20 protein-coding genes are annotated in these 26,447 nt (G+C 70.6%); 3 read left to right on the top strand and 17 right to left on the bottom strand.

The features are described 5' to 3' along the window. Nucleotides 1–237: 237 nt before the first annotated feature. Nucleotides 238–2,853 carry a lipopolysaccharide biosynthesis protein gene (locus tag ACLIN4_RS20600; protein ID WP_411576098.1) on the bottom strand — a complete coding sequence of 872 codons (2,616 nt, stop codon included), beginning with the start codon at nucleotides 2,851–2,853 and terminating at the stop codon, nucleotides 238–240. Continuing rightward, the gene (locus tag ACLIN4_RS20595; protein ID WP_290012797.1) at nucleotides 2,846–4,087 is read right to left on the bottom strand and encodes a DegT/DnrJ/EryC1/StrS family aminotransferase; all 1,242 of its coding nucleotides are present in this window, start codon (nucleotides 4,085–4,087) and stop codon (nucleotides 2,846–2,848) included. The genes ACLIN4_RS20600 and ACLIN4_RS20595 overlap by 8 nt, the downstream gene beginning before the upstream one ends. Before the next feature lie 405 nt (nucleotides 4,088–4,492). Between ACLIN4_RS20595 and fahA the strand changes: the two genes are divergently transcribed. Both fahA and ACLIN4_RS20585 read left to right on the top strand, forming a co-directional pair. Continuing rightward, nucleotides 4,493–5,725 (top strand): fumarylacetoacetase, encoded by a 1,233-nt coding sequence (fahA, locus tag ACLIN4_RS20590; protein ID WP_307652299.1) that lies wholly within the window; start codon nucleotides 4,493–4,495, stop codon nucleotides 5,723–5,725. A gap of 358 nt (nucleotides 5,726–6,083) precedes the next feature. Beyond that, complete coding sequence (locus ACLIN4_RS20585) at nucleotides 6,084–7,022, top strand: M56 family metallopeptidase (protein ID WP_307652300.1); 939 nt, start codon at nucleotides 6,084–6,086, stop codon at nucleotides 7,020–7,022. Between the two features lie 79 nt (nucleotides 7,023–7,101). Here ACLIN4_RS20585 and recQ read toward each other — a convergent pair whose 3' ends face one another. Beyond that, the gene (gene recQ, locus ACLIN4_RS20580; protein ID WP_381915089.1) at nucleotides 7,102–9,117 is read right to left on the bottom strand and encodes a DNA helicase RecQ; all 2,016 of its coding nucleotides are present in this window, start codon (nucleotides 9,115–9,117) and stop codon (nucleotides 7,102–7,104) included. Nucleotides 9,118–9,377: 260 nt separating this feature from the next. Between recQ and ACLIN4_RS20575 the strand changes: the two genes are divergently transcribed. Beyond that, nucleotides 9,378–9,977 (top strand): Uma2 family endonuclease, encoded by a 600-nt coding sequence (locus tag ACLIN4_RS20575; RefSeq protein WP_289907234.1) that lies wholly within the window; start codon nucleotides 9,378–9,380, stop codon nucleotides 9,975–9,977. A gap of 77 nt (nucleotides 9,978–10,054) precedes the next feature. Here ACLIN4_RS20575 and nuoN read toward each other — a convergent pair whose 3' ends face one another. The 14 genes from nuoN to ACLIN4_RS20505 are packed head-to-tail and all read right to left on the bottom strand — an operon-like array spanning nucleotide 10,055 to nucleotide 26,136. After that, entirely contained in the window at nucleotides 10,055–11,713 is a 1,659-nt protein-coding gene (gene nuoN, locus ACLIN4_RS20570) for an NADH-quinone oxidoreductase subunit NuoN (protein WP_307652301.1), read from the bottom strand. Continuing rightward, nucleotides 11,710–13,281: an NADH-quinone oxidoreductase subunit M gene (locus ACLIN4_RS20565; protein ID WP_073725304.1), complete on the bottom strand. Its 1,572-nt coding sequence runs from the start codon at nucleotides 13,279–13,281 to the stop codon at nucleotides 11,710–11,712. Before ACLIN4_RS20565 ends, nuoN begins: the two co-directional genes overlap by 4 nt. A 5-nt stretch (nucleotides 13,282–13,286) precedes the next feature. Continuing rightward, on the bottom strand, nucleotides 13,287–15,251 hold the full coding sequence (nuoL, locus tag ACLIN4_RS20560) for an NADH-quinone oxidoreductase subunit L (RefSeq protein ID WP_307652302.1): 1,965 nt from the start codon (nucleotides 15,249–15,251) through the stop codon (nucleotides 13,287–13,289). A gap of 11 nt (nucleotides 15,252–15,262) precedes the next feature. Beyond that, nucleotides 15,263–15,562 carry an NADH-quinone oxidoreductase subunit NuoK gene (gene nuoK, locus ACLIN4_RS20555; RefSeq protein ID WP_004927567.1) on the bottom strand — a complete coding sequence of 100 codons (300 nt, stop codon included), beginning with the start codon at nucleotides 15,560–15,562 and terminating at the stop codon, nucleotides 15,263–15,265. Next, entirely contained in the window at nucleotides 15,559–16,416 is an 858-nt protein-coding gene (locus tag ACLIN4_RS20550; protein ID WP_107478276.1) for an NADH-quinone oxidoreductase subunit J, read from the bottom strand. Before ACLIN4_RS20550 ends, nuoK begins: the two co-directional genes overlap by 4 nt. After that, a complete protein-coding gene (gene nuoI / locus ACLIN4_RS20545) occupies nucleotides 16,413–17,054 on the bottom strand; it encodes an NADH-quinone oxidoreductase subunit NuoI (RefSeq protein WP_100046791.1) in 642 nt (213 codons plus the stop codon). Before nuoI ends, ACLIN4_RS20550 begins: the two co-directional genes overlap by 4 nt. Beyond that, a complete protein-coding gene (nuoH, locus tag ACLIN4_RS20540; protein WP_107478275.1) occupies nucleotides 17,047–18,423 on the bottom strand; it encodes an NADH-quinone oxidoreductase subunit NuoH in 1,377 nt (458 codons plus the stop codon). Before nuoH ends, nuoI begins: the two co-directional genes overlap by 8 nt. Beyond that, a complete protein-coding gene (locus tag ACLIN4_RS20535) occupies nucleotides 18,420–20,924 on the bottom strand; it encodes an NADH-quinone oxidoreductase subunit G (RefSeq protein WP_107478274.1) in 2,505 nt (834 codons plus the stop codon). Before ACLIN4_RS20535 ends, nuoH begins: the two co-directional genes overlap by 4 nt. Continuing rightward, nucleotides 20,921–22,273 carry an NADH-quinone oxidoreductase subunit NuoF gene (nuoF, locus tag ACLIN4_RS20530; protein ID WP_289906901.1) on the bottom strand — a complete coding sequence of 451 codons (1,353 nt, stop codon included), beginning with the start codon at nucleotides 22,271–22,273 and terminating at the stop codon, nucleotides 20,921–20,923. The genes ACLIN4_RS20535 and nuoF overlap by 4 nt, the downstream gene beginning before the upstream one ends. Next, nucleotides 22,270–23,142 carry an NADH-quinone oxidoreductase subunit NuoE gene (gene nuoE / locus ACLIN4_RS20525; RefSeq protein ID WP_107478273.1) on the bottom strand — a complete coding sequence of 291 codons (873 nt, stop codon included), beginning with the start codon at nucleotides 23,140–23,142 and terminating at the stop codon, nucleotides 22,270–22,272. The genes nuoF and nuoE overlap by 4 nt, the downstream gene beginning before the upstream one ends. Next, a complete protein-coding gene (locus ACLIN4_RS20520; RefSeq protein ID WP_100046796.1) occupies nucleotides 23,139–24,461 on the bottom strand; it encodes an NADH-quinone oxidoreductase subunit D in 1,323 nt (440 codons plus the stop codon). The genes nuoE and ACLIN4_RS20520 overlap by 4 nt, the downstream gene beginning before the upstream one ends. Continuing rightward, the gene (locus tag ACLIN4_RS20515) at nucleotides 24,458–25,213 is read right to left on the bottom strand and encodes an NADH-quinone oxidoreductase subunit C (RefSeq protein ID WP_100046797.1); all 756 of its coding nucleotides are present in this window, start codon (nucleotides 25,211–25,213) and stop codon (nucleotides 24,458–24,460) included. Before ACLIN4_RS20515 ends, ACLIN4_RS20520 begins: the two co-directional genes overlap by 4 nt. Then, nucleotides 25,210–25,764 carry a NuoB/complex I 20 kDa subunit family protein gene (locus ACLIN4_RS20510; RefSeq protein WP_018528252.1) on the bottom strand — a complete coding sequence of 185 codons (555 nt, stop codon included), beginning with the start codon at nucleotides 25,762–25,764 and terminating at the stop codon, nucleotides 25,210–25,212. The genes ACLIN4_RS20515 and ACLIN4_RS20510 overlap by 4 nt, the downstream gene beginning before the upstream one ends. A 12-nt stretch (nucleotides 25,765–25,776) precedes the next feature. Beyond that, nucleotides 25,777–26,136, bottom strand: a complete 360-nt coding sequence (locus ACLIN4_RS20505; RefSeq protein WP_003974383.1) for an NADH-quinone oxidoreductase subunit A — start codon at nucleotides 26,134–26,136, stop codon at nucleotides 25,777–25,779. Nucleotides 26,137–26,447: the final 311 nt, after the last annotated feature.

Genomic DNA, 26,447 nt, shown 5'->3' with positions numbered 1-26,447 from the left:
GGTGGTCCTCTTGGTCCCGGCCGTCCCTGCCGTCCCGGCCGTCCCTGCCGTCCCTGCCGTCCCTGCCGTCCCTGCCGTCCGAGTAGCCTCTGCCCCCTCCGAGGGCGTCGTCGCGGGCTCCCTGTTCGACGCGTCCGGGTTTTCCTGCCCGGGCACGGGCTCTGGTACGGATCTCTCCCGTGGAGTTGCTGGCGGACGCACGACGGTTCCCCCCTGGCGATTCGGCTCTGTGCTTGATCAGTCCCTGGACATGCCGTTCGGTCTGGTGTGGTGCGGGGGCCGTGTCGTGTCCGTCGTGAGGGCGGGTCGGCGCAGCGACAGGAGCGGGACGGCCAGGACGAGCAGCAGGAGGAGCGGCGGCGCGAGAGGCGCGAGCTCCGCACGCCAGACCCAGCCCCCCACCGCGGCGAGATACACAACCCCCCAGCGCCCCTGCCACGACAGTCGGCCACCCGCCTTCGCGAGCAGCAGCCACAGCGGTACGAGACACAGCAACTGCAGGACGAGCGGCGCCCAGCGCAGCAGCGGGCCGGGCCCGTCGAGCCCTGCCGCTTCCGCCAGAAAACCGGCCGTCTCGGTATAGAACGCCCCACCGACCGCCTCCGGTTCCCGGCCGAGGGCGACGGGCGCCGCGTACAGGGTGAGTACGGCGGCACCCAGCGCGGTGCCGGGCAGCCACGGGTCGGTCGCGACGCACAACGTCACGGACGCCACGAACACCACGAGCAGCAGGGCCCCGGCGGCGAGGGCCGACAGGGGCAGTTCCCGCAGCAGCTCCCGTCCGGTGAGCTCGGCCTCCGTCACGCCGGCGCCCAGCCACGGCAGTTCCCTCGACGCAATCAGGAGGACGACGGTGGCGAGGCCGAGGAGCAGCCACAGTACGGGGCGCAGAAGCCGCTCCGGGACCGGCCCGATCCCGCCCTCGTCCTCGTCGTCGCCGAAGTCGGCGACGGACTCCCCGAACTCGGCGCGGGACCCGGCCTCGGGGGCAGGGGCGGCGACTGGACCGGAGTCCACCCCCAAGTCCGAGTGCACGTCGGGATCCGAGCGCACGTCGTTCGCGACGGACTTCGCGCCCCGGCCGGACGCGGCCGGACGCTCGGTGCCGGCCTCGGAAGCGGCACCGCCTTCGGCCGCGTGCTCTGCGCCAGGCGCGGACGCGGCATCGGTGTCCGACGCGGACACGGACTCGGCGTCCGGCGCGGACGCGGCATCGGCGTCCGGCGCGGACGCGGCATCGGCGTCGGAGTCACGTGGCCGCCGGACGATCACCGCGAGGGTGTCCGCCTCCAGGGCCTCCCGTTCGTAGCCGGGGCGCCCTATGAACAGGGCGACCGTGTCCTCGCGTGCCGCCTCGTCGGACTGTCCGTGCTCGTACGCCGCCCGCCGCGCCCAGCTCGTGCCGTACCCGGCGGTGGCGTTCAACCGGGCCCAGCGGGTGCCGTACGAGGTACCGGGCCCCGGATCCCGGCTGCCATTGAGCCCGGCGCCGCCGGGAACGGCGTCCGGTCCGCCGGCCCCTCCGGAACGACGCCCGCCCCCCTCGCCGCCCCGCAGAACGGCACGCAGCCCGGGCGCGCAGCCGAGGGCGACCACGGTCATGCCGCCCAGCACCGCCCAGCCGGCGCCCGCGATCCCGGCCGGCGTGAAGAGCACCGCAGCGCTGCCCAGCACGAGGACGCACATGGCGCCCTGCACGGCGGCGAGCATGCCGGTACGTCCCTGAACGCGCAGCACGCCGATGTACAGCTCGACCACGATGCGCGGCAGGGCCCCGACTGCGAGCAGCCGCAGCACCGTGGAGCCGTGCTCGGCGTAGCCCTCGTCGAAGGGCGCGAGGATCTGCGGGGCGAAGGCGACCAGGAAGAGGACGACCGGCACCAGCAGCAGCGTCATCCGGCGCAGCGCCCCGCGGACACCGTCGGCGAGGCGGCGCGGGTCGTGCGAGGCGTGTGCGGTGAGAGAGGAGGCCATGTTGATGGCCATGAACTCCATCGTGCCGCCGACGGTGTAGGCCACGTAGAAGTAGCCGTTCTCCGCGGCGCTGAAGTTGACCGCGACCATCACCGGCAGCAGGTTGATCATCGCCAGGCTGAACAGCGCGCCCAGCGAGTCCCCGGCCAGGAACCGCCCCATCTCACGGACCTTGGGCGGCTCCACGTCGTGGTCGGCGGCGGCCTGGCGCGGGATGAGCCGGCGGAAGATCAGCCAGCCGAGCGGCAGGGTGGAGAAGGCGATGGCCACGGCCCAGGACACGAAGATGCCGAGCACCGGCAGCGTGGTGGCGAAGACGGCGAGCAGGATCAGCTTGCCGACCGAGAACACGGCGTTCCCCGCGGGCACCCACTCCGCCTTGCGCAGCCCGGTCAGCACACCGTCCTGGAGGGTGAGCAGCGCCCAGGCCACGCAGGCCGCGACGAACAGGGCGCCCGCCTCCGCGGTGCCCAGCGGAGCGTACGAGGCGCCCCACAGGTCGAGGGTGAGCAGGAAGACGACCGCGGCCAGGGCGACGACCACGGAACTGGCCGCGTACGCGCGCCACACCAGTGGCCCGGTCGCCCGTCCGGCCCGCGGCACGAAACGGACGACGGCGCCGATCATCGTGGTCGCCGTGATGCTGGCGAGCAGCCTCATCGCGGCGATGGCGGCGGAGCCCTGGCCGACCGCCTCCTCCGAGTAGTAGCGGGCGGCCACCAGCCAGAAGCCCAGGCCGAGCACGGCGGAGACGCCGGTGCTGAGCATGAGGAAGTAGGCGTTCTTGAAGAGCGAGTCGCCGCCGTGCCCGCTGCCGGACGGCGCCGGGCCGCCACCCGCGGGTGCCGCGGCCGTCTCGTGCACCTGGGTCTCAGCCACCGGTGGGACCCAGCCCTTCCGGTACCTCGGCCGGCCCCACTCCGGACTCCTCCAGCGCCGCGATCACCGAACGGGCCCGCAGCGGGTCCACGGGCAGCGCGTGCCGCGCGAACCAGCGCGCGCCCTCGGGCGACGGGGACGGATCGGTGAACTCCGCGCCCGCGTAGTCGTCCAGCGGCGGGTCGTAGAGGTAGCCGACGACGATGCCGCGCCGGGCCAGCGCCCGGGCCGCCGCGTCCCGGTCCGCCACGAGCAGCGGTACTCGGAACAACGGCTGGACGGACGCTCCTGGTTGTCCGCCCGCCGGCTGTCCCCAGCGCGTCGACAGCAGCAGCTCCGTCCCCGAACGGCAGGCCGCGAGCACGTCGTCCAGCCGGTCGAGTCGCCGCCCGATGCGCCCGAGCCGGAACCGGCCGGCCCGCAACCGGTAGTCGTGCATGTCGACGCGGACCCAGGGGTCGTGAGCGTCCAGGTCGGGGGCCGAGGCGACCGCGCGGGCCAGCTCGTCCGGACGCAGCGGCATCCGGATCTCCTCGCGTTCCATCAGCCCCAGCAGCCGCATCGTGGCCCAGGCGGCCCGACGCAACCGCAGTCCGCGTACGGCGGCCTCGGCGTACGGCCGTACGGCGTAGGCGAGTTCGGCCGTCGTGCGGCGCGGCAGCAGCAGGTCGTCGCAGGCCTTCTCCAGCGCCTCGCGCAGCCCCGGGTCGGCGATCGCGAGGATGCCTCCGGCCTTGGCGCCGACGTGCTTGGACAGGCTGAAGACGGAGGCGTCGCCCCAGGCCCCGACCGGCCGTCCGCCGACCTCGCTGCCGATGGCGTGCGCGGCGTCCTCGAACAGCGGGATGCCCAGCGTGTCGCAGCGGGCCCGCAGCCCGGGTGCCGGGTCCGGGTTCCCGTACAGGTTCGTCGTCAGTACGGCGGACAGTGAACCCCACACGTCCTCGGGCACGGCATCGATGTCGATGGAGGCGTCCGACGGGTTCAACGGCGCCTGCACCGGCCGCAGTCCGGCCGCGAGCACGACGAAGAAGATGACGTCGTCGTTGACCGGCGACATCAGCACCCGGCCGCCCGGCGGGCACCAGTGACGCAGTGCCGCGTACAGCCCGAAACGGCACGACGGTACGTACACGCATTCCCGGCCGAGTCTGGCGCGCATGGTCTCTTCCAGCCGCTTCCTCGGCTGCGAACCATCCCGCACCGACCCCGGACCGGCCTCCCCAATGGCCATCCGCCCCCCTGGTGTGCCATCGAAAGCCCCCTCCCCGAGGCCTTCCGGCACCCGCCCAGAGTCACCCCGTTCGCACCGCTCCGTCAAGATTGCGTACCGGCCTGTGGACAACTTCCCGCACTCAAACGGAAGCGGAGCGCAACACTTCCCCGCGTTCACGCGGGCGTGCGCCGACTGCCGAGGCACCGTCCCACGGGCCACTCCCCCCGTCTCCCGCACCGGCCCCCGGGCCACTCCCCGCACGTCAGCACACCTGCGCACGCTCCCCCACGCCACGCACCGCTCCCTCCCGACACACTGCCCAAGACCGGTATGTCACCCGTAACGTGTGGCCCGGCCACGAACCACGTGGCACACCCGGCGCGCACGGCGCACATGGCGAGCACGAAAGCGAGGCAGCACCCGATGCCCCCCTTCGATGTCCCCGAGGGCGACCCCTTCGGCCCGCACAACCTCCCGTACGGCGTGTTCTCGATCCCCGGCACGCAGGACCGGACGGTGGGCGTCCGGCTCGGCGACCACGTCCTCGACGCCGGCGCGGCGGCCCACGCGCTCGGCTCGCCGTACGCCTCCCTGCTCGCGCGGCCCACCCTCAACCCGCTGCTGGCCGCCGGCCGCACCGCCTGGTCCGACGTACGGCGCGCCCTGACCGCCTGGGTGACCGTCCCCTCCCACCGCGAGACCCTCGAACCCCTCTTCCACCCCCTCTCGTCGGTGACCCTCCACCTGCCCTTCGAGGTCGCGGACTACGTCGACTTCTACGCCTCCGAGAACCACGCCCGGAACGTCGGCCGGATCTTCCGCCCCGACGCCGCCGACTCCCTCACCCCGAACTGGAAGCACCTCCCGATCGGTTACCACGGTCGCTCCGGCACGGTCGTGGTGTCCGGCACGGACGTCGTACGCCCGTGCGGGCAGCGCAAGGCCCCGACCGACGCCGCTCCCGTCTTCGGCCCGTCCGTCCGCCTGGACATCGAGGCCGAGGTCGGATTCGTGGTGGGCGTGCCGTCCGAGCCGGGCACCCCGGTGCCGCTCGGCGACTTCCGCGAGCACGTCTTCGGGCTGTGCCTCCTCAACGACTGGTCCGCGCGGGACGTACAGGCCTGGGAGTACGTCCCCCTCGGCCCGTTCCTCGGCAAGTCCTTCGCCACGTCGGTGTCGGCCTGGATCACGCCGCTGGACGCCCTGGAGGAGGCGCGGGTGGCGCCGCCGGAGCGCACCCACGAGCTGCTGCCCTACCTCGACGACACGGCCCCGGAGCAGGACGAACCCGGCGGCTACGACCTCCGGATCTCCGTCGCGATCAACGGCCACGTCGTCTCCGAACCGCCGTTCTCCACCATGTACTGGACGGCCGCCCAGCAGCTGGCCCACATGACCGTCAACGGTGCTTCGCTGCGCACCGGCGACCTCTACGGCTCCGGCACGGTGAGCGGACCGTCCGAACGGGAACGCGGGTCCCTGCTGGAGCTGACCTGGAACGGACGCGATCCGCTGGAACTCCCCGACGGCAAGCGGATGTTCCTCGAGGACGGCGACGTGGTGACCCTGTCGGCCTGGGCGCCGGGGCCGGACGGCGTCCGGGTGGGGCTCGGCGAGGTGACCGGACGGATCGCCGGACCGCGGACCGGGCGGTAGCCCCCGGGTCCGGGGCTCGTGCGGGCGGTGGCCACGGGGGGGCTCGTGCGGGCGGTGCTTGGGCACGGTGCTCGTGCGCGGTGCTCGTGCGGGCGGTGGCCACAGGGGCCGTGCTCGCAGGAGCGATGGACCCACGACTCACGCGAGTGGCGGCCGTACGACCCACCCGCCCCGATCCGTTGCCCGCCGGGCCTGACTCGCACCGCCCGTCACCGTCATACTGGCGTCGGGCGGTGTGCGCGGCACGTCCGCACCCGCGTCGGCGCTCCCACCTGGACCCGCCGAAGCCCAGGCGCCGCCCACCGCAACCGCACCACAGCCAGAGCCGCCCTTCCGACCAGGATCCGGAGCCCGTGGCATGACCCTCTGCCTGCTCCTGCTGTTCGTCGTCGCCGTGACCGCCGCGGTACCGGTGCCGCGCGCGCTGACCCGGTCCGCGTGGCCCGAACGGGATCCGGTGGTCGCGCTGTGGGTGTGGCAGTGCCTGGTCGCCACCGTCCTGCTGTGCTGTCTGACGGCGCTCGTCCTCGGGGCCGCCGCCGTCTTCGGCACCGTCCGCGCCCAGCTCTTCGCACCCGCGCCGCCCGCGGTGACCGCGGCGTACAACCTCTCCGCCGGCCCGCCCTGGGCCGCGGCCCTCACGCTGCTGCTGGCCGGTGGCGCCGCCTGGACGACCGCCATGCTCGGCCGCGAACTCGTCGAGGCGCGCCGGCGTCGCGCCCAGTCCCGCGCCCACCTGCGCGAGCGAGCCCCCGATCTGCCCGCCGGGCTCCCCACCGCCCGCGGCCCCCTCCTGGTCCTGGAGGACGAGTACCCGGACGCCTGGTGGATGCCCGGCAGCCCGCCCCAGCTGATCGTCACCACCGGCGCCCTGCAGCGTCTCACCGACCACCAGCTCGACGCCGTCCTCACCCACGAGCGCGGCCACGCACGCGCCCGCCACGACTGGCTGCTGCACCTGTCCACGGCCCTGGCCACCGGCTTCCCTCGAGTCCCCCTCTTCGCCCACTTCTGCGACCAGACCCACCGCCTGGTCGAACTGGCCGCCGACGACACCGCCTCCCGTCGCTGCGGTCACCTGACCACGGCACTGGCCCTGATCGAGCTGAACCAGCACCGCGGCGTCCTGTCCTGCGCCTCCAGCCACCGCCTCCTCGGCGAGCGGGTCGACCGCCTCCTGGAACCGCCGCCCCGCCTGACGCCGCGCCACCGGGCCCTGACCACGGCGACAGCCGCCCTCGTGCCCCTCCTCCCCCTGCTGATCACCTTCGCTCCGGGGCTGACCGCGCTGGCGTAGGGCAACCGACCAGCCCGGGGCGGGGCGGGAGCGGGCACGGGCTGTGACCGTCCGGTCGCCGACGCCCGCCGCGAGCTCCTTATATCCAGTCGTCCGGCTCGGGCTCCACCTCGGGCCAGTCGTCCGCTCCTGGGTCGGAGACGGAGCCGACCGACGGGCGGCCCGGGGCGGGCTCCGACACGGGCGCGGACACGGCGGCCGGTCCCTCCAGCCCGGCCAGTACGGCCAGCACACCCTCCCCGTACGTCGCCAGCTTCTTCTCGCCCACCCCGCTGATGCCCCCGAGCTGCCCGATCGAGGTGGGCCAGGCGGTGGCGATCTCCCGCAGTGTGGCGTCGTGGAAGATGACGTACGCCGGAACGCCCTGCTCCCGGGCCTGCTCCGCCCGCCAGGCGCGCAGCGCCTCGAAGGCCGGCAGCAGCTCCTGGGGCAGTTCGGCGACGGCGGCCTTCTGCTTGCGGTCGCTCCGTCCGCCGCCCGCCGCCCGTGCCGAGGCCGGCTTCTTGGGCTCCTTGCGCAACGGCACCTCGCGCTCCCGCCGCAGGACCGCGCCGCTGGCCTCGGTCAGCACCAGCGTGCCGTACTCGCCCTCGACGGCGAGCAGGCCCTGGGCCAGCAGTTGCCTGGCGACGCCACGCCACTCGCCTTCGGTCAGCTCCTCGCCGATGCCGAACACGGAGAGCTGGTCGTGATCGAACTGGATCACCTTGGCGGTGCGCTTGCCCAGCAGGATGTCGATGATCTGCCCCGCGCCGAACTTCTGGCCGCGCTCCCGCTTCAGCCGCACCACCGTCGACAGCACCTTCTGCGCCGCCACCGTGCCGTCCCAGGTCTCCGGCGGGGTGAGACAGGTGTCGCAGTTGCCGCAGCCGGCCGGGTCCGGGTCCTGGCCGAAATAGGCGAGGAGCTGGCCACGGCGGCACTGGGCGGTCTCGCACAGGGCGAGCATCGCGTCCAGGTGCGACTGGGCCCGTCGGCGGAACGCCTCGTCGCCCTCGCCGGACTGGATCAGCTTGCGCTGCTGTATGACGTCGTTGAGGCCGTACGCCATCCATGCCGTCGAGGGCAGCCCGTCCCGCCCCGCGCGGCCGGTCTCCTGGTAGTAGCCCTCCACCGACTTGGGGAGATCCAGGTGGGCGACGAACCGCACGTCCGGCTTGTCGATGCCCATGCCGAAGGCGATGGTCGCCACGACCACCAGGCCCTCCTCCCGCAGGAACCTGGACTGGTGCGCCGCGCGGGTGCCCGCGTCCAGGCCCGCGTGGTACGGCACCGCCTCGATGCCGTTGCGGGAGAGGAACTCGGCGGTCTTCTCGACGGAGTTGCGCGAGAGGCAGTAGACGATGCCCGCGTCGCCCGGGTGCTCCTCGCGCAGGAAGCTCAGGAGCTGCTTCTTGGGGTCGGTCTTGGGCACGATCCGGTACTGGATGTTGGGCCGGTCGAAGCTGGCCACGAAGTGCCGCGCCGTCGGCATGTTCAGCCGCTCGGTGATCTCACGGTGCGTGGCGTGCGTGGCCGTCGCCGTGAGCGCGAGGCGGGGCACGTCCGGCCAGCGCTCGCCGAGCAGGGACAGCGCGAGGTAGTCGGGGCGGAAGTCGTGGCCCCACTGCGAGACGCAGTGCGCCTCGTCGATCGCGAAGAGGGAGATCTTGCCCCGGGAGAGCAGGTCCAGGGTGCCCTCCAGCCGCAGCCGCTCGGGCGCCAGGTACAGCAGGTCCAGCTCGCCGGCGAGGAACTCGGCCTCCACCACGCGCCGCTCGTCGAAGTCCTGTGTGGAGTTCATGAACCCGGCCCGCACGCCGAGCGCCCGCAGCGCGTCCACCTGGTCCTGCATCAGCGCGATCAGCGGCGAGACCACGATGCCGGTGCCGGGCCGGACCAGGGACGGAATCTGGTAGCACAGCGACTTGCCGCCGCCGGTCGGCATGAGCACGACGGCGTCGCCGCCCGCGATCACGTGGTCGACGACCGCTTCCTGCTCGCCGCGGAAGGCCTCGTACCCGAAGACCCGGTGCAGGGTAGCCAGCGCCTCGCTGTCCAGCTCCCTCGCCTGTGCTGCCTCTGCCATCTCGCCGATCACGCCCGTCCCGCCCATCGCCTGGTCCCCCGTACGTCCTGCCTTGCCTACCCGGGCCTTCTGGTCCCGTCCTGTCCGTCTGGTCCGCCCTGTCCCGACCACTGCCTCAACGATAGGGGGCCGCGCCGACAGCGCCGGAGTTATCCACAGGCCGCACACCGTAGCGATCGCCACCCGCGTCAAGGACACAACAGTCGTTCACACGTTCGCGGGAGACCCGCCCGTTTCCGGCGGATAGTCTGATTGCACCCGCGAGACTCCGTCCCATGGGAGCACTGATGAGCGTCGCACCGAAGGCGTCCGCGCCCCACTGGCCGATCCCGCCGGAGGACGGCTGGACCGCGGACGACCTGGACCGGCTTCCGAACCTGCCTCCACATACGGAGCTGATCGACGGGAGCCTCGTCTTCGTCAGTCCGCAGACCGCCTTTCACGAACGAGCTGTCGACTTTCTCAAGTGGCAGCTCCAGTCACTGGCACCTGCCGAGTTCGAGGTCTTCCGTGAGTTCACGATCGATATCGACGTGCAGAACAGGCCTGAGCCGGACGTCATCGTGTTTCGCGCCGATGCCTGGACGGAGACCGCACAGACCCGGTTTCCCTCATCTGCTGTCCTTCTGGCAGTCGAGGTCGTATCCACCGACTCGATCTCCAGAGACCGCGAGACCAAGCCACTGAAGTACGCCAGGGCGAAGATCCCCCACTACTGGCGCGTGGAGAACGAGAACGGACATGCCGTGGTCCACGTCTTCGAGCTGGAGCCGACCACTGGCACCTACACAAGCATCGGCATCTTTCGTGAGCGTATGAAGCTGGACGCGCCCTTTCCCATGGAACTGGACCTGACCGCCCTCAAAGCACGGCCACGCGGCACATAGGGCACCGGCTTGCGCGGCAGCGGCCCGGCACCTCTGCGAGAGTGCCGGGCCGCTGCCGTAGAGACGCGAGCGCCGCGTCAGCGCACGAACACCCCCGCCTGCCCCGCCAGGTCCAGGAAGTACTGCGGCGCCACGCCGAGCACCACCGTGACCGCGACCCCGACGCCGATGGCCGTCATCGTCAGTGGCGACGGCACCGCGACGGTCGGGCCCTCCGGGCGCGGCTCGCTGAAGAACATCAGGACGATCACGCGGATGTAGAAGAACGCCGCGATCGCCGACGAGATCACGCCGATCACGACCAGCGGAGCCGCCCCGCCCTCCGCCGCCGCCTTGAACACGGCGAACTTGCCGGAGAATCCGGAGGTGAGCGGAATGCCCGCGAAGGCCAGCAGGAACACCGCGAACACGGCCGCCACCAGCGGCGACCTGCGTCCGAGCCCCGCCCACTTCGACAGGTGGGTCGCCTCGCCGCCCGCGTCGCGCACCAGCGTGACGACCGCGAAGGCGCCGATCGTCACGAAGCTGTACGCGGCCAGGTAGAAGAGGACGGACGAGATGCCCTCCGGCGTGGTCGCGATGACACCGGCGAGGATGAAGCCCGCGTGCGCGATCGACGAGTACGCCAGCAGCCGCTTGATGTCGGTCTGCGTGATCGCGACGATCGCGCCGGCCAGCATGGTGACGATCGCCACCGCCCACATCACCGGCCGCCAGTCCCAGCGCAGGCCGGGCAGGACGACGTAGAGGATGCGGAGCAGGGCCCCGAAGGCGGCCACCTTGGTCGCCGCCGCCATGAAGCCGGTCACCGGTGTCGGCGCGCCCTGGTAGACGTCCGGCGTCCACATGTGGAACGGCACCGCGCCCACCTTGAACAGCAGGCCCATGACGATCAGCGCGGCCCCGACGAGCAGCAGCGCGTCGTTGCCCATGGTGTCGGCGAGCGCCGGGGTGACGTTCTGCACGGTGCCGTCGACGACCGAGGCGATCGTGCCGTACGACATGGAGCCCGCGTAGCCGTAGAGCAGGGCGATGCCGAACAGGGTGAACGCGGAGGCGAACGCGCCGAGCAGGAAGTACTTGACCGCCGCCTCCTGCGACATCAGCCGCTTGCGACGGGCCAGCGCGCACAGCAGGTACAGCGGGAGGGAGAAGACCTCGAGGGCCACGAAGAGCGTCAGGAGGTCGTTGGCCGCCGGGAAGATCAGCATGCCGGCGACGGCGAAGAGGAGGAGCGGGAAGACCTCCGTCGTGGTGAAGCCGGCCTTGACCGCCTTCTGCTCGCTCTCGCTGCCCGGCACGGCCGCCGCCTGGGCGGCGAAGGAGTCGACGCGGTTGCCGTGCGCCTCCGGGTCGAGCCGCCGTTCGGCGAAGGTGAAGAGGCCGACCAGCGCCGCCAGCAGGATGGTGCCCTGGAGGAAGAGGGCCGGGCCGTCGACGGCGATGGCACCCATCGCGGCGATGCCCGCCTTGGTCGTGCCGTATCCGCCCGCCGCCAGCGCCACGACCGCGGCGAAGGCGGCGACGAGCGCGACGACGGACAGGAACATCTGCACGTAGTAGCGGGACCTGCGCGGCACGAAGGCCTCGATCAGGATGCCGATGATCGCCGCACCGATGACGATCAGGGTGGGCGAAAGCTGCCCGTACTCGATCTTCGGCGCGTCGATCTTGCCGATCGGTTCGGCCGCCGTCGCCGCCGTTGTCCACAGGCTGTGGACGGCTGTTGCGCTCACTTGGCCGCCTCCACCTCAGGCTGGGGGTCCTTCTTCTGTACGTCGGACATGGTCTGCTCCACCGCCGGGTTGACGATGTCCGTGAGGGGCTTCGGGAAGACGCCCAGGAAGATCAACAGAGCGACCAGCGGCGCCACGACCACCAGCTCCCGCACCCGCAGGTCGGGCATCGCCGACACCTCCGGCTTCACCGGGCCCGTCATCGTCCGCTGGTAGAGGACGAGGGTGTAGAGCGCGGCGAGCACGATGCCGAAGGTGGCGATGATGCCGATCACCGGATAGCGCGTGAACGTGCCGACCAGGACCAGGAACTCGCTGATGAACGGTGCCAGGCCCGGAAGCGAGAGGGTCGCCAGGCCGCCGATCAGGAAGGTGCCGGCGAGCACCGGGGCGACCTTCTGCACTCCCCCGTAGTCGGCGATGAGCCGCGAGCCGCGCCGCGAGATCAGGAAACCGGCGATCAGCATCAGGACGGCGGTCGAGATGCCGTGGTTGACCATGTAGAGCGTCGCGCCGGACTGGCCCTGGCTGGTCATCGCGAAGATGCCCATGATGATGAAGCCGAAGTGCGAGATCGACGCGTACGCGATCAGCCGCTTGATGTCGCGCTGGCCGACCGCGAGCAGTGCTCCGTAGATGATGCTGATGACCGCCAGTACCAGGATCACCGGCGTCGCCCACTTGCTCGCCTCCGGGAAGAGCTGGAGGCAGAAGCGGAGCATCGCGAAGGTGCCGACCTTGTCGACGACCGCCGTGATCAGCACGGCGACCGGCGCGGTGGACTCCTGCATGGCGTTGGGCAGCCAGGTGTGCAGCGGCCACAGCGGCGCCTTCACCGCGAAGGCGAAGAAGAAGCCGAGGAACAGCCACCGCTCGGTGCTGGTCGCCATCTCCAGCTCGCCGTTGGCCCTCGCCTGGGCGATCTCGGTGAGGGAGAAGTTCCCGGCGACCACGTAGAGGCCGATCACCGCGGCCAGCATGATCAGACCGCCGGCCAGGTTGTAGAGGAGGAACTTCACCGCCGCGTACGACCGCTGGGTCGCCGCCGTCTTCTCGCCGTGCTGGTGGGCCCGGTCCCCGAAGCCGCCGATGAGGAAGTACATCGGGATGAGCATGGCTTCGAAGAAGATGTAGAAGAGGAAGACGTCGGTGGCCTCGAAGGAGAGGATCACCATCGCCTCGACCAGCAGGATCAGGGCGAAGAAGCCCTGGGTCGGCCGCCACCGGCTGCTGCCGGTCTCCAACGGGTCGGCGTCGTGCCAGCCCGCGAGGATGATGAACGGGATCAGCAGGGCGGTCAGCGCGATCAGTGCCACCGCGATGCCGTCCACGCCCAGTTCGTAACGGACGCCGAAGTCCGCGATCCAGGAGTGCGACTCGGTGAGCTGGTAGCGGTCGCCGCCGGGGTCGAAGCGGACCAGTACCGCGATCGCCAGCGCGAGGGTGGCCAGCGAGAACAGCAGCGCGAGCCACTTGGCCGCGGTGCGTTTCGCGGCCGGTACGGCGGCCGTGGCGATGGCCCCGACGGCCGGGAGGGCCGCCGTGACTGTCAGCAGGGGAAAGGACATCGGTATCAGACCGCCCTCATCAGCAGGGTCGCGGCGACGAGGACCGCCGCACCGCCGAACATCGAGACCGCGTAACTGCGCGCGAACCCGTTCTGCAGCTTGCGCATCCGCCCGGACAGACCGCCGACCGAGGCCGCCGTGCCGTTGACGACGCCGTCGACCAGGGTGTGGTCGACGTAGACCAGCGAGCGCGTCAGGTGCTCACCGCCGCGGACCAGGACCACGTGGTTGAAGTCGTCCTGGAGCAGATCGCGCCGGGCGGCCCGGGTGAGCAGCGATCCGCGCGGGGCGACGGCCGGGACCGGACGCCGTCCGTACTGCGCCCAGGCCACCGCCACGCCGATCACCATCACGGCGACCGTGGAGATCGTGACCGTCAGGGCACTGATCGGCGCGTGCCCGTGGTCGTGCCCGGTGATGGGCTCCAGCCAGTGCACGAAGCGGTCGCCGATGCTGAAGAACGCGCCGCCGAACACCGAGCCGACGGCCAGCACGATCATCGGGATCGTCATGACCTTCGGGGACTCGTGCGGGTGCGGCGGGGTGTACTCGCCGCGCGTCTCGGCCGCGGGCTCGACATCGGGCTTCGCGGGCGACGGCGTGGGGGCGTTGCGCCAGCGCTCCTCGCCGAAGAACGTCATCAGCATCACGCGCGTCATGTAGTACGCGGTGATGGCCGCGCCCAGCAGGGCGCAGGCGCCGAGGATCCAGCCCTCGGTGCCGCCCTTGGCGAACGCCGACTCGATGATCTTGTCCTTGGAGAAGAAGCCGGACAGGCCCGGGAAGCCGATGATGGCGAGGTAGCCGAGGCCGAAGGTGATGAAGGTGACCGGCATGTACTTGCGCAGTCCGCCGTAGCGCCGCATGTCGACCTCGTCGTTCATGCCGTGCATGACGGAACCGGCGCCGAGGAACAGCCCGGCCTTGAAGAAGCCGTGCGTCACCAGGTGCATGATCGCGAAGACGTAGCCGATGGGGCCGAGACCGGCCGCCAGCACCATGTAGCCGATCTGCGACATGGTCGACCCGGCCAATGCCTTCTTGATGTCGTCCTTCGCGCAACCGACGATCGCACCGAACAGCAGCGTGACCGCGCCGACGATGGTGACGACCAGCTGCGCGTCGGGCGCGCCGTTGAAGATGGCGCCCGAGCGGACGATCAGGTACACGCCCGCGGTCACCATGGTCGCGGCGTGGATGAGGGCCGAGACCGGGGTCGGGCCCTCCATCGCGTCCCCGAGCCAGGACTGCAGCGGCACCTGGGCGGACTTGCCGCAGGCGGCGAGCAGCAGCATCAGGGCGATCGCGGTGAGCTTGCCCTCGCCGGCCTCGCCCGCGAGCCCGGCCTCCCCGTGGCCGCCGAGCACCGGCCCGAAGGCGAAGGTGCCGAACCACAGGAACATCAGCATGATCGCGATGGACAGGCCCATGTCGCCGACGCGGTTGACCAGGAAGGCCTTCTTCGCGGCGGTGGCGGCGCTGGGCTTGTGCTGCCAGAAGCCGATCAGCAGGTAGGAGGCGAGACCGACGCCCTCCCAGCCGACGTACAGCAGCAGGTAGTTGTCGGCGAGGACGAGGATCAGCATCGCCGCGAGGAACAGGTTCAGGTAGCCGAAGAAGCGGCGGCGGCGCTCGTCGTGCTCCATGTACCCGATCGAGTACAGGTGGATGAGCGAGCCGACGCCGGTGATCAGCAGCACGAACGTCATCGAGAGCTGGTCGAGCCGGAAGGCGACGTCGGCCTGGAAGCCCTCCACGGGGATCCAGCTGAACAGGTGCTGCGTCAGGGTGCGGTCCTCGGCGCCGGCACCGAGCATGTCGGCGAAGAGGACGACGCCGATCACGAAGGAGGCGGCCGCCAGCACCGTGCCGATCCAATGGCCTACGGCGTCCAGTCGGCGACCGCCGCACAGCAGGACCGCCGCTCCGAGCAAGGGCGCCGCCACCAGCAGCGCAATCAGGTTCTCCACGTTTCAGCCCCTTACAGCTTCATCAGGCTGGCGTCGTCGACCGAGGCCGAGTGGCGGGAACGGAACAGGGACACGATGATCGCGAGCCCGACCACGACCTCCGCGGCGGCGACGACCATCGTGAAGAAGGCGATGATCTGGCCGTCGAGGTTGCCGTGCATGCGGGAGAAGGCGACGAACGCGAGGTTGCAGGCGTTGAGCATCAGCTCGACGCACATGAACACCACGATCGCGTTGCGCCGGATCAGCACACCGGTGGCGCCGATCGTGAACAACAGGGCCGCGAGATAGAGGTAGTTGACCGGGTTCACTTCGGCGCCTCCTCGGACCGCTTGAAGGTGGCCGGCGCGACCGCCCCGCGCTCCAGGCGCTCCTCGGCACGCTGCTCCAGCGCCTTGAGGTCGCCCAGCGCGTCCGTCGACACGTCACGGATCTGGCCCCGCTCGCGCAGCGTCTTGCTGACGGTGAGCTCGGAGGGGGTGCCGTCGGGCAGCAGCCCCGCGATGTCGACCGCGTTGTGCCGGGCGTAGACGCCGGGCGCGGGCAGCGGCGGCAGGTACTTGCCCTCGCGGACGCGCTGCTCGGCCAGCTCCCGCTGGGTCTTGGCACGCTCGGTGCGCTCGCGGTGGGTGAGCACCATGGCGCCGACGGCGGCCGTGATGAGCAGGGCGCCGGTGATCTCGAAGGCGAAGACGTACTTGGTGAAGATGAGGGACGCGATGCCCTCCACGTTGCCGTTCGCGTTCGCCTGGCCGAGGCCGGTGAACTCGCTGACCGAGGCGTTGCCGATGCCGCCGATCAGCAGGATGCCGAAGCCGAGCCCGGACGCGAGGGCCAGCCAGCGCTGGCCCTTGATGGTCTCCTTCAGGGAGTCCGCCGCGGTGACGCCGACGAGCATCACCACGAACAGGAACAGCATCATGATCGCGCCGGTGTAGACGATGATCTGCACCACGCCGAGGAAGTAGGCGCCGTTGGCGAGGTAGAACACCGCCAGGATGATCATGGTCCCGGCGAGGCAGAGCGCGCTGTGCACGGCCCGCTTCATGAAAACGGTGCACAGGGCGCCGATCACCGCGACGGTGCCCAGGATCCAGAACTGGACGGCCTCTCCGGTGGAGGTGCCGGCGGAGAGAGTCGCCGCGGCGGCGAGCTGCGCGCTCATCGGCGGATCACCTCCTCGGACGCAGGCTCGGTGCCGCCGAAGGTCGAGTCGGCCTCCTGGACGACCTCTCCCTTGGAGTGGGCGACCTGCTGGACCGTCCCGGGCGCGGCCTCGGTGACCAGGCCCCGGTAGTAGTCCTGCTCGTCCGTGCCCGGGTAGATGGCGTGCGGCGAGTCGACCATGCCCTCCTCCAGGCCGGCGAGCAGCTGCTCCTTGGTGAAGATGAGGTTGGCGCGGCTGGAGTCGGCCAGCTCGAACTCGTTGGTCATCGTCAGCGCACGCGTGGGGCACGCTTCGATGCACAGGCCGCACAGGATGCAGCGGGCGTAGTTGATCTGGTAGACGCGGCCGTACCGCTCGCCCGGCGAGTAGCGCTCCTCGTCCGTGTTGTCCGCGCCCTCCACGTAGATGGCGTCGGCGGGACAGGCCCAGGCGCACAGCTCGCAGCCGACGCACTTCTCCAGGCCGTCCGGATGGCGGTTGAGCTGGTGCCGGCCGTGGAAGCGCGGAGCGGTGGTCTTCTTCTGCTCCGGGTACTGCTCGGTCAGCCGCTTCTTGAACATGGCCTTGAAGGTCACGCCGAAGCCGGCCACGGGGTTCAGGAAACCGGGGTCGGTCTCCTTGGGTTCCTCAGCCATCGGACGCCTCCTTTCCATCCGTAGATCCGCCCGAAGATCCGTCACTGTGAGTATCGGGTCCACCACTGACAATCAGCTCCCGCTCCCGGCGCGGACGGCGCCTGGGCACCGGCGGCAGCTCCTGTCCGGGCATCGGTGGGACGGGGAATCCGCCGGCCATCGGGTCGAAGGCGGCAGGCTCCTCGGCGGGCGGCTCGGCCTGCTTGCCCTTCTCGCGGTACATGTCGACGACGAAGGACAGCACCAGCAGGACCAGCACGCCGCCGCCGATGTAGAGGGCGATGTCGGTGAACTCGTAGTTCTCGTTCCTGAGGGCCCGCACGGTCGCCACGAGCATCAGCCAGACCAGGGAGACCGGGATGAGGACCTTCCAGCCGAGCTTCATCAGCTGGTCGTAGCGGACGCGCGGGAGCGTGCCGCGCAGCCAGATGAAGAAGAACAGCAGCAGCTGCACCTTGACCACGAACCAGAGCAGCGGCCACCAGCCGTGGTTGGCGCCCTCCCAGAAGGTGCTGACCGGCCACGGGGCCCGCCAGCCGCCGAGGAAGAGCGTGGTGGCGACCGCCGAGACCGTCACCATGTTCACGTACTCGGCGAGCATGAACATCGCGAACTTGATCGACGAGTACTCGGTGTTGAAGCCGCCCACCAGGTCACCCTCGGACTCCGGCATGTCGAACGGGGCGCGGTTGGTCTCGCCGACCATGGTGACGATGTAGAGGATGAAGGAGACCGGCAGCAGCACGATGTACCAGCGGTCGCCCTGCTGGGCGACGATCTCCGACGTCGACATCGACCCCGAGTAGAGGAACACCGAGGCGAACGCGGCGCCCATCGCGATCTCGTAGGAGATCATCTGCGCGCAGGAGCGCAGGCCGCCGAGGAGCGGGTACGTCGATCCGGAGCTCCAGCCGGCGAGCACGATGCCGTAGATGCCCACCGAGGCGACCGCCAGGATGAACAGCATCGCGATCGGCAGGTCGGTGAGCTGCATCGCGGTGCGGTGGCCGAAGATCGAGACCTCGTTGCCGGCCGGCCCGAAGGGGATCACCGCGATCGCCATGAAGGCCGGGATGGCCGCGACGATCGGCGCGAGGATGTACACCGCCTTGTCCGCGCGCTTGACGACGACGTCTTCCTTGAGCATCAGCTTGATGCCGTCGGCGAGCGACTGGAGCATCCCCCAGGGGCCGTGCCGGTTCGGACCGATGCGCAGCTGCATCCAGGCGACGACCTTGCGCTCCCACACGATGGAGAACAGCACGGTCACCATCAGGAAGGCGAAGCAGAAGACCGCCTTGATGACGACGAGCCACCAGGGATCGGTGCCGAACATCGAGAGGTCTTCAGCGGCGAGGTACGGGCTCATGCCTCCACCTCCTTGGGGGCCTCGCCGGCGAGCGTGGCCGGACCGATGCGGACGAGGGTTCCGGGCAGCACCCCGGCGCCGGAGGCGACGCCGGTGCCGGCCGAGTTCAGCGGGAGCCAGACCACCCGGTCGGGCATCTCGGTGACCTGGAGCGGGAATTCGACGACACCGGCGGGCCCGGTGACGGCCAGGAGGTCGCCGTCCTTGACGCCCGCCTCGGCTGCGGTGGCGGCCGACACGCGCGCGCGTGCGGCGTGCCGGGTGCCGGCCAGCGCCTCGTCGCCCTGTTGGAGGACGCCCTGGTCGAGCAGCAGCCGGTGCCCGGCCAGTACCGCCTCGCCGGCGGCCGGCCGGGGCAGCGCGCCCGCGGTGTACAGCGGTTCACCGGCCCGCGGTCCGTCCCAGGCGCCGAGCCGGTCGATCTCCGCGCGGGTGGTGCGCAGGTCCGGCAGCCCCAGGTGGACGTCCATGGCGTCGGCCAGCATCTGGAGGACGCGGGCGTCGCTCGGTGCGAGGCGGCGGGTCATCTGGTCGGGCTTGAGCGCCGCCTCGAAGAAGCGCACCCGGCCCTCCCAGTTCAGGAAGGTCCCGGCCTTCTCGGCGACCGCGGCGACCGGAAGGACGACGTCGGCCAGTGCGGTGACCTCGCTGGGCCGCATTTCCAGGGAGACCACGAAGCCCGCCTCGGCGAGTGCCGCACGCGCGCGTGCCGGATCGGGCAGGTCGGCGACCTCGACCCCGGCCACCAGCAGCGCCTGGAGTTCGCCGCGCGCGGCGGCCTCGACGATCTCGCCCGTGTCGCGGCCGTAGCGGTGCGGAAGGTCCGCCAGGCCCCAGACGGCGGCGACCTCCTCACGCGCGCGGGGATCGGTCGCCGGGCGCCCGCCCGGCAGCAGCGAGGGCAGGGCACCCGCCTCGATCGCGCCGCGCTCCCCGGCCCGGCGCGGGATCCACACCAGCCGGGCGCCGGTCGCGGTGGCGGTGCGCACGGCGGAGGTCAGGCCCCCGGCCACGGACGCCAGTCGCTCGCCGACGACGATCACGGCGCCCTCGGTGCGCAGGGCCTCTGCGGCCCGGGCCCCGTCGTCCTCCAGGCCGACCCCGCTCGCCAGGGCGTCCAGCCACTCGGTCTCGGTGCCGGGAGCGGCCGGGAGCAGGGTGCCACCGGCCTTCTCCAGACCCCGCGTGGCGTGCGTGGCCAGCGAGAAGACCTTCTGCCCGTGCTTGCGCCAGGCCTTGCGCAGCCTCAGGAAGACGCCGGGCGCCTCCTCCTCGGCCTCGAAACCGACCAGCAGCACGGCGGGCGCCTTCTCCAGCGCGGTGTACGTGACGCCCGTGCCGTCGAGGTCGCGGCCGCGTCCGGCGATCCGGGCGGCCAGGAAGTCGGCCTCCTCGGTGCTGTGCACGCGCGCGCGGAAGTCGATGTCGTTGGTGTCGAGCGCCACGCGCGCGAACTTGCTGTACGCGTAGGCGTCCTCGACCGTGAGCCGCCCGCCGGTCAGGACCCCGGTCCGGCCCTTCGAGGCGAGCAGCCCCTGTGCGGCGATCTGCAGGGCCTCCGGCCAGGAGGCGGGCTCCAGCTCGCCCTCGGCGTTGCGCACCAGGGGCGTCGTCAGCCGGTCCCGCTGCTGTGCGTACCGGAAGGCGAAGCGGCCCTTGTCGCAGATCCACTCCTCGTTGACCTCGGGGTCGTCGGCCGCCAGGCGCCGCATGACCTTGCCGCGCCGGTGGTCGGTGCGGGTCGCGCAGCCGCCGGAGCAGTGCTCGCACACGGACGGCGAGGAGATCAGGTCGAAGGGGCGGGAGCGGAACCGGTACGCCGCCGAGGTGAGCGCGCCGACCGGGCAGATCTGGATGGTGTTGCCGGAGAAGTACGACTCGAAGGGGTCGCCCTCGCCGGTGCCGACCTGCTGGAGCGCGCCCCGCTCGATCAGCTCGATCATCGGGTCGCCCGCGACCTGGTTGGAGAACCGGGTGCAGCGGGCGCACAGCACGCACCGCTCACGGTCGAGCAGCACCTGCGTGGAGATCGGCACCGGCTTCTCGTAGGTCCGCTTCTTTCCCTCGAAGCGGGACTCCGCCTGGCCGTGCGACATCGCCTGGTTCTGCAGCGGGCACTCGCCGCCCTTGTCGCAGACCGGGCAGTCCAGCGGGTGGTTGATGAGCAGCAGCTCCATCACACCGTGCTGGGCCTTCTCGGCGACGGGCGAGGTGAGGTGGGTCTTCACCACCATGCCGTCGGTGCAGGTGATGGTGCAGGAGGCCATGGGCTTGCGCTGGCCCTCGACCTCGACGATGCACTGGCGGCAGGCGCCGGCCGGGTCGAGGAGGGGGTGGTCGCAGAACCGGGGGATCTCGATGCCGAGCTGCTCGGCGGCCCGGATGACCAGGGTGCCCTTGGGCACGCTGATCTCGGCGCCGTCGATCGTCAGCGACACGAGGTCCTCGGGCGGGACCGCCGCCTCTCCCCCGCCGGAGGGAGCGCTGGTGGTCACAGTCATGCGTTCACCTCCGTACGGTGGTCGGCCCAGGCCGTCGACTTGGCCGGGTCGAAGGGACAGCCGCGGCCCGTGATGTGCTGCTCGTACTCCTCGCGGAAGTACTTGAGCGAGGAGAAGATCGGCGAGGCGGCACCGTCGCCGAGGGCGCAGAAGGACTTGCCGTTGATGTTGTCGGCGATGTCGTTCAGCTTGTCGAGATCGGCCATGGCGCCCTTGCCGGCCTCGATGTCGCGCAGCAGCTGCACGAGCCAGTACGTGCCCTCGCGGCACGGTGTGCACTTGCCGCAGGACTCGTGGGCGTAGAACTCGGTCCAGCGGGTGACGGCGCGCACGACGCAGGTCGTCTCGTCGAAGCACTGGAGCGCCTTGGTGCCGAGCATGGAACCGGCGGCGCCCACTCCTTCGTAGTCGAGGGGGACGTCGAGGTGCTCGTCGGTGAACATCGGCGTCGAGGAGCCGCCCGGGGTCCAGAACTTCAGCCGGTGGCCGGGCCGCATCCCGCCGCTCATGTCGAGGAGCTGGCGCAGCGTGATGCCGAGCGGGGCCTCGTACTGGCCGGGGCTCGCGACGTGGCCGCTGAGGGAGTAGAGCGTGAAGCCCGGGGACTTCTCGCTGCCCATCGACCTGAACCAGTCCTTGCCCTTGTTCAGGATCGCGGGAACCGACGCGATCGATTCGACGTTGTTCACCACAGTCGGGCACGCGTAGAGGCCCGCGACGGCAGGGAAGGGGGGACGGAGCCGCGGTTGACCCCGGCGGCCTTCGAGCGAGTCGAGCAGTGCGGTCTCCTCACCGCAGATGTACGCGCCCGCGCCCGCGTGCACGGTGAGTTCGAGGTCGAGTCCGCTGCCCAGGATGTTCTCGCCGAGGAAGCCGGCCGCGTAGGCCTCGCGCACGGCCTCGTGCAACCGCCGCAGCACCGGTACGACTTCACCACGCAGATAGATGAAGGCATGCGAAGACCTGATGGCGTAACACGCGATGACGATGCCCTCGATGAGGCTGTGCGGGTTCGCGAAGAGGAGCGGGATGTCCTTGCAGGTCCCCGGCTCCGACTCGTCGGCGTTGACAACTAGATAGTGAGGCTTGCCGTCTCCCTGGGGAATGAACTGCCACTTCATCCCCGTCGGGAACCCCGCGCCGCCGCGTCCGCGCAGACCCGAGTCCTTGACGTACGCGATCAGGTCGTCCGGCGACATCGCCAGCGCCTTGCGGAGCCCCTCGTACCCCTCGTGCCTCCGGTAGACGTCGAGAGTCCAGGACTCCTCCTCGTCCCAGAAGGCCGACAGCACGGGTGCGAGCAGCTTCTCCGGGCTGGTGCCCTTGATCTCGGCTGCCACGGTCATCACTCCCCCTCCTCGGCGGTAGGCCCTGCCGGGTTGGAAGGGTCGGATGCCGATGTGTCCTGCGGCGCGTCGTGCGAGCTCAGGTGTTCCGTCGGGGACGGGTCGTGCACGGCCCGGTCCTGCGGTGCGTCGTGCGGCCCGCCGTCCCGCGGGTGCACCACGCGCGCGGCGGACGCCTCGCCCTTGGCCAGCTTGAGTCCGGCCAGGGATGCGGGACCCGCGCTGCCGCCGGCCGCGACGGCGCCGTCCCGCTCGTCGGGGAAGCCCGCCAGGATCCGGGCGGTCTCCTTGAAGGTGCACAGCGGCGCACCGCGCGTGGGCGTCACCGGCCGTCCCGCGCGCAGGTCGTCCACGAGGCGCCTGACGCTCGCCGGGGTCTGGTTGTCGAAGAACTCCCAGTTGACCATCACGACGGGCGCGAAGTCGCAGGCCGCGTTGCACTCGATGTGCTCCAGGGTGACCTTGCCGTCCTCGGTGGTCTCGCCGTTGCCGACGCCCAGGTGCTCCTGGAGGGACTCGAAGATCGCGTCGCCGCCCATGACCGCGCACAGCGTGTTGGTGCAGACGCCGACCTGGTAGTCGCCGCTCGGCCTGCGCCGGTACATGGTGTAGAAGGTGGCGACGGCGGTGACCTCGGCCGTGGTCAGGCCCAGCACGTCCGCGCAGAACTGCATCCCGGTCCGCGTGACGTGCCCCTCCTCCGACTGCACGAGGTGCAGCAGGGGCAGGAGGGCGGACCGGGAGTCCGGGTAGCGGGCGATGATCTCGCGCGCGTCGGTCTCCAGCCGGGCCCGGACGTCGTCCGGGTAGGCGGGCGCGGGCAGTTCCGGCATGCCCAGGCTGATGCCCCGCTCCGAAGAAGAGGTGGTCACCGGTCGACGCCTCCCATCACGGGGTCGAGGGACGCCACGGCCACGATGACGTCGGCGACCTGGCCGCCCTCGCACATCGCGGCCATGGCCTGCAGGTTGGTGAAGGACGGGTCGCGGAAGTGGACCCGGAAGGGGCGGGTGCCGCCGTCGGAGACGACGTGCACCCCTAGCTCGCCCTTGGGCGATTCCACCGCCGCGTAGGTCTGGCCCGGCGGCACCCGGAAGCCCTCGGTGACCAGCTTGAAGTGGTGGATCAGGGCCTCCATGGAGGTGCCCATGATCTTCTTGATGTGGTCGAGGGAGTTGCCCAGTCCGTCCGGTCCCAGGGCGAGCTGGGCGGGCCAGGCGATCTTCTTGTCGCCGACCATGACCGGGCCGGGCTGGAGCCGGTCCAGGCACTGCTCGATGATCCGGAGCGACTGGCGCATCTCCTCCAGCCGGATCAGGAAGCGACCGTAGGCGTCACAGGTGTCGGCGGTCGGGACGTCGAAGTCGTACGTCTCGTAGCCGCAGTACGGCTGGGTCTTGCGCAGGTCGTGCGGCAGGCCGGTGGACCTGAGGACCGGGCCGGTGGCGCCGAGGGCCATGCAGCCGGCCAGGTCGAGGTAGCCGACGTCCTGCATACGGCCCTTGAAGATCGGGTTCCCGGTGGCGAGCTTGTCGTACTCCGGGAGGTTCTTCTTCATCTTCTTCACGAACTCGCGGATGTGGTCCACCGCGCCGGGCGGCAGGTCCTGGGCGAGCCCGCCCGGGCGGATGAACGCGTGGTTCATCCGCAGGCCGGTGATCAGCTCGTAGATGTCGAGAACGAGTTCACGATCGCGGAAGCCGTAGATCATGATCGTGGTGGCGCCGAGCTCCATGCCTCCCGTGGCGATGCACACCAGATGGGAGGAGAGCCGGTTCAGCTCCATCAGGAGCACCCGGATGACGGTGGCCCGGTCCGGGATCTCGTCCTCGATGCCGAGCAGCTTCTCGACTCCCAGGCAGTACGCCGTCTCGTTGAAGAACGACGTCAGGTAGTCCATGCGCGTCACGAACGTGGTGCCCTGCGTCCAGGTCCGGTACTCGAGGTTCTTCTCGATGCCGGTGTGCAGGTAGCCGATGCCGCAGCGGGCCTCGGTGACGGTCTCGCCGTCGATCTCCAGGATCAGGCGGAGCACGCCGTGGGTGGACGGGTGCTGCGGTCCCATGTTGACGACGATGCGCTCGTCGTCGGCGCGGGCCGCGGACTGGACGACCTCGTCCCAGTCGCCGCCGGTGACCGTGTAGACGGTGCCCTCGGTGGTCTCGCGAGGGGAGGCGTGCGAAGTGCTCATGAGTACGACCTCCGCTGGTCCGGAGCCGGGATCTGGGCGCCCTTGTACTCGACGGGGATGCCGCCGAGGGGGTAGTCCTTGCGCTGCGGAAAGCCCTGCCAGTCGTCCGGCATCATGATCCGCGTCAGCGCCGGGTGGCCGTCGAAGACGATGCCGAAGAAGTCGTACGTCTCGCGCTCGTGCCAGTCGTTCGTCGGATAGACCGAGAACAGCGACGGGATGTGCGGGTCGCTGTCGGGCGCGCTGACCTCGAGGCGGATCAGCCGGTTGTGGGTGATCGAGCGCAGGTGGTAGACGGCGTGCAGCTCGCGTCCCTTGTCGTTCGGGTAATGGACGCCGCTGACGCCGGTGCACAGCTCGAAGCGGAGGGCCGGGTCGTCGCGCAGGGTGCGGGCGACGCGGACCAGGTGCTCGCGCTCGATGTGGAAGGTCAGCTCGTCGCGGTCGACGACCGTCTTCTCGATGGCGTTCTCGGGCAGGAGCCCCTGCTCCTCCAGCGCGCCCTCGAGCTCGTCGGCGACCTCGTCGAACCATCCGCCGTAGGGCCGGCTCGCCGGGCCGGGGAGCCGGACGGAGCGGACCAGGCCGCCGTAGCCGGAGGTGTCGCCGCCGTTGTTGGCGCCGAACATGCCGCGCTGGACGCGGATCTCCTCGCCGCCCTGGCCGCGCTGGCCCGGGAGGTTCTCCGCGGACAGGTCCTTCTCCGGGTTCACCCCGTTCGCGTCACCCGCGGTGTTGTTCGCGTCGCTCACCGCAGCAGCCCCTTCATCTCGATCGTGGGCAGGGCCTTGAGCGCCGCCTCCTCCGCCTCGCGGGCCGCCTCCTCGGCGTTCACGCCGAGCTTGGAGCTCTGGATCTTCTGGTGGAGCTTGAGGATGGCGTCCATCAGCATCTCGGGCCGCGGCGGGCAGCCGGGCAGGTAGATGTCGACCGGGACGATGTGGTCGACGCCCTGGACGATCGCGTAGTTGTTGAACATGCCGCCCGAGGAGGCGCAGACCCCCATGGAGATCACCCATTTCGGGTTCGGCATCTGGTCGTAGACCTGCCGCAGCACCGGCGCCATCTTCTGGCTCACCCGGCCCGCGACGATCATCAGGTCCGCCTGCCGCGGCGATCCGCGGAAGACCTCCATGCCGAAGCGCGCCAGGTCGTAGCGGCCGGCGCCGGTGGTCATCATCTCGATGGCACAGCAGGCGAGGCCGAACGTGGCGGGGAAGACGGACGACTTGCGCACCCAGCCCGCGGCCTGCTCGACGGTGGTCAGCAGGAAGCCGCTCGGCAGTTTTTCTTCGAGTCCCATGTCAAAGGCCCCTCAGTCCCATTCCAGGCCGCCGCGCCGCCATACGTACGCGTACGCGACGAAGACGGTGAGCACGAAGAGCAGCATCTCCACGAGCCCGAAAATCCCCAGGGCGTCGAAGGTGACGGCCCAGGGGTAGAGGAAGACGATCTCGATATCGAAGATGATGAAGAGCATCGCCGTCAGGTAGTACTTGATGGGGAAGCGCCCGCCGCCGGCCGGCGTGGGGGTCGGCTCGATGCCGCACTCGTAGGCCTCGAGCTTCGCCCGGTTGTACCGCTTCGGACCGATCAGCGTGGCCATCACCACGGAGAAGATCGCAAAGCCTGCCCCGAGGGCTCCCAGTACGAGGATGGGCGCATACGCGTTCACCGCTCCTCGCTCCTCTCAGTCGGCACTGACTGCTGGCGGTTGCACTGGACTCACAGCCGCCCCAACAGCCCCACGAGCCCCGCTCGTCCCGGCGAAGATCGCGAACATGTGAAGCAGGTCACAAGCCCAACTGCCTCGCATCTTATGCCCGCCGCTCTGTGATCTGCGACACGGGGTATTGCACAAGCTTTGTGATCTCCACCACCTGACGAAGGATCATGAAGTCGGATGAGCGGTGATCTTCACACAAGAAGCGTTCAGGTGATCACTAGAGGTGACAATTTCGATCGTCACCGCTGGCCAGAGGGGGC

This window comes from Streptomyces mutabilis (genome assembly GCF_046628145.1).
GTDB lineage: Bacteria > Actinomycetota > Actinomycetes > Streptomycetales > Streptomycetaceae > Streptomyces > Streptomyces mutabilis.
The sequence above is the reverse complement of the archived record's forward strand: the minus strand, read 5'-3'. Positions and strand labels throughout refer to the sequence as shown.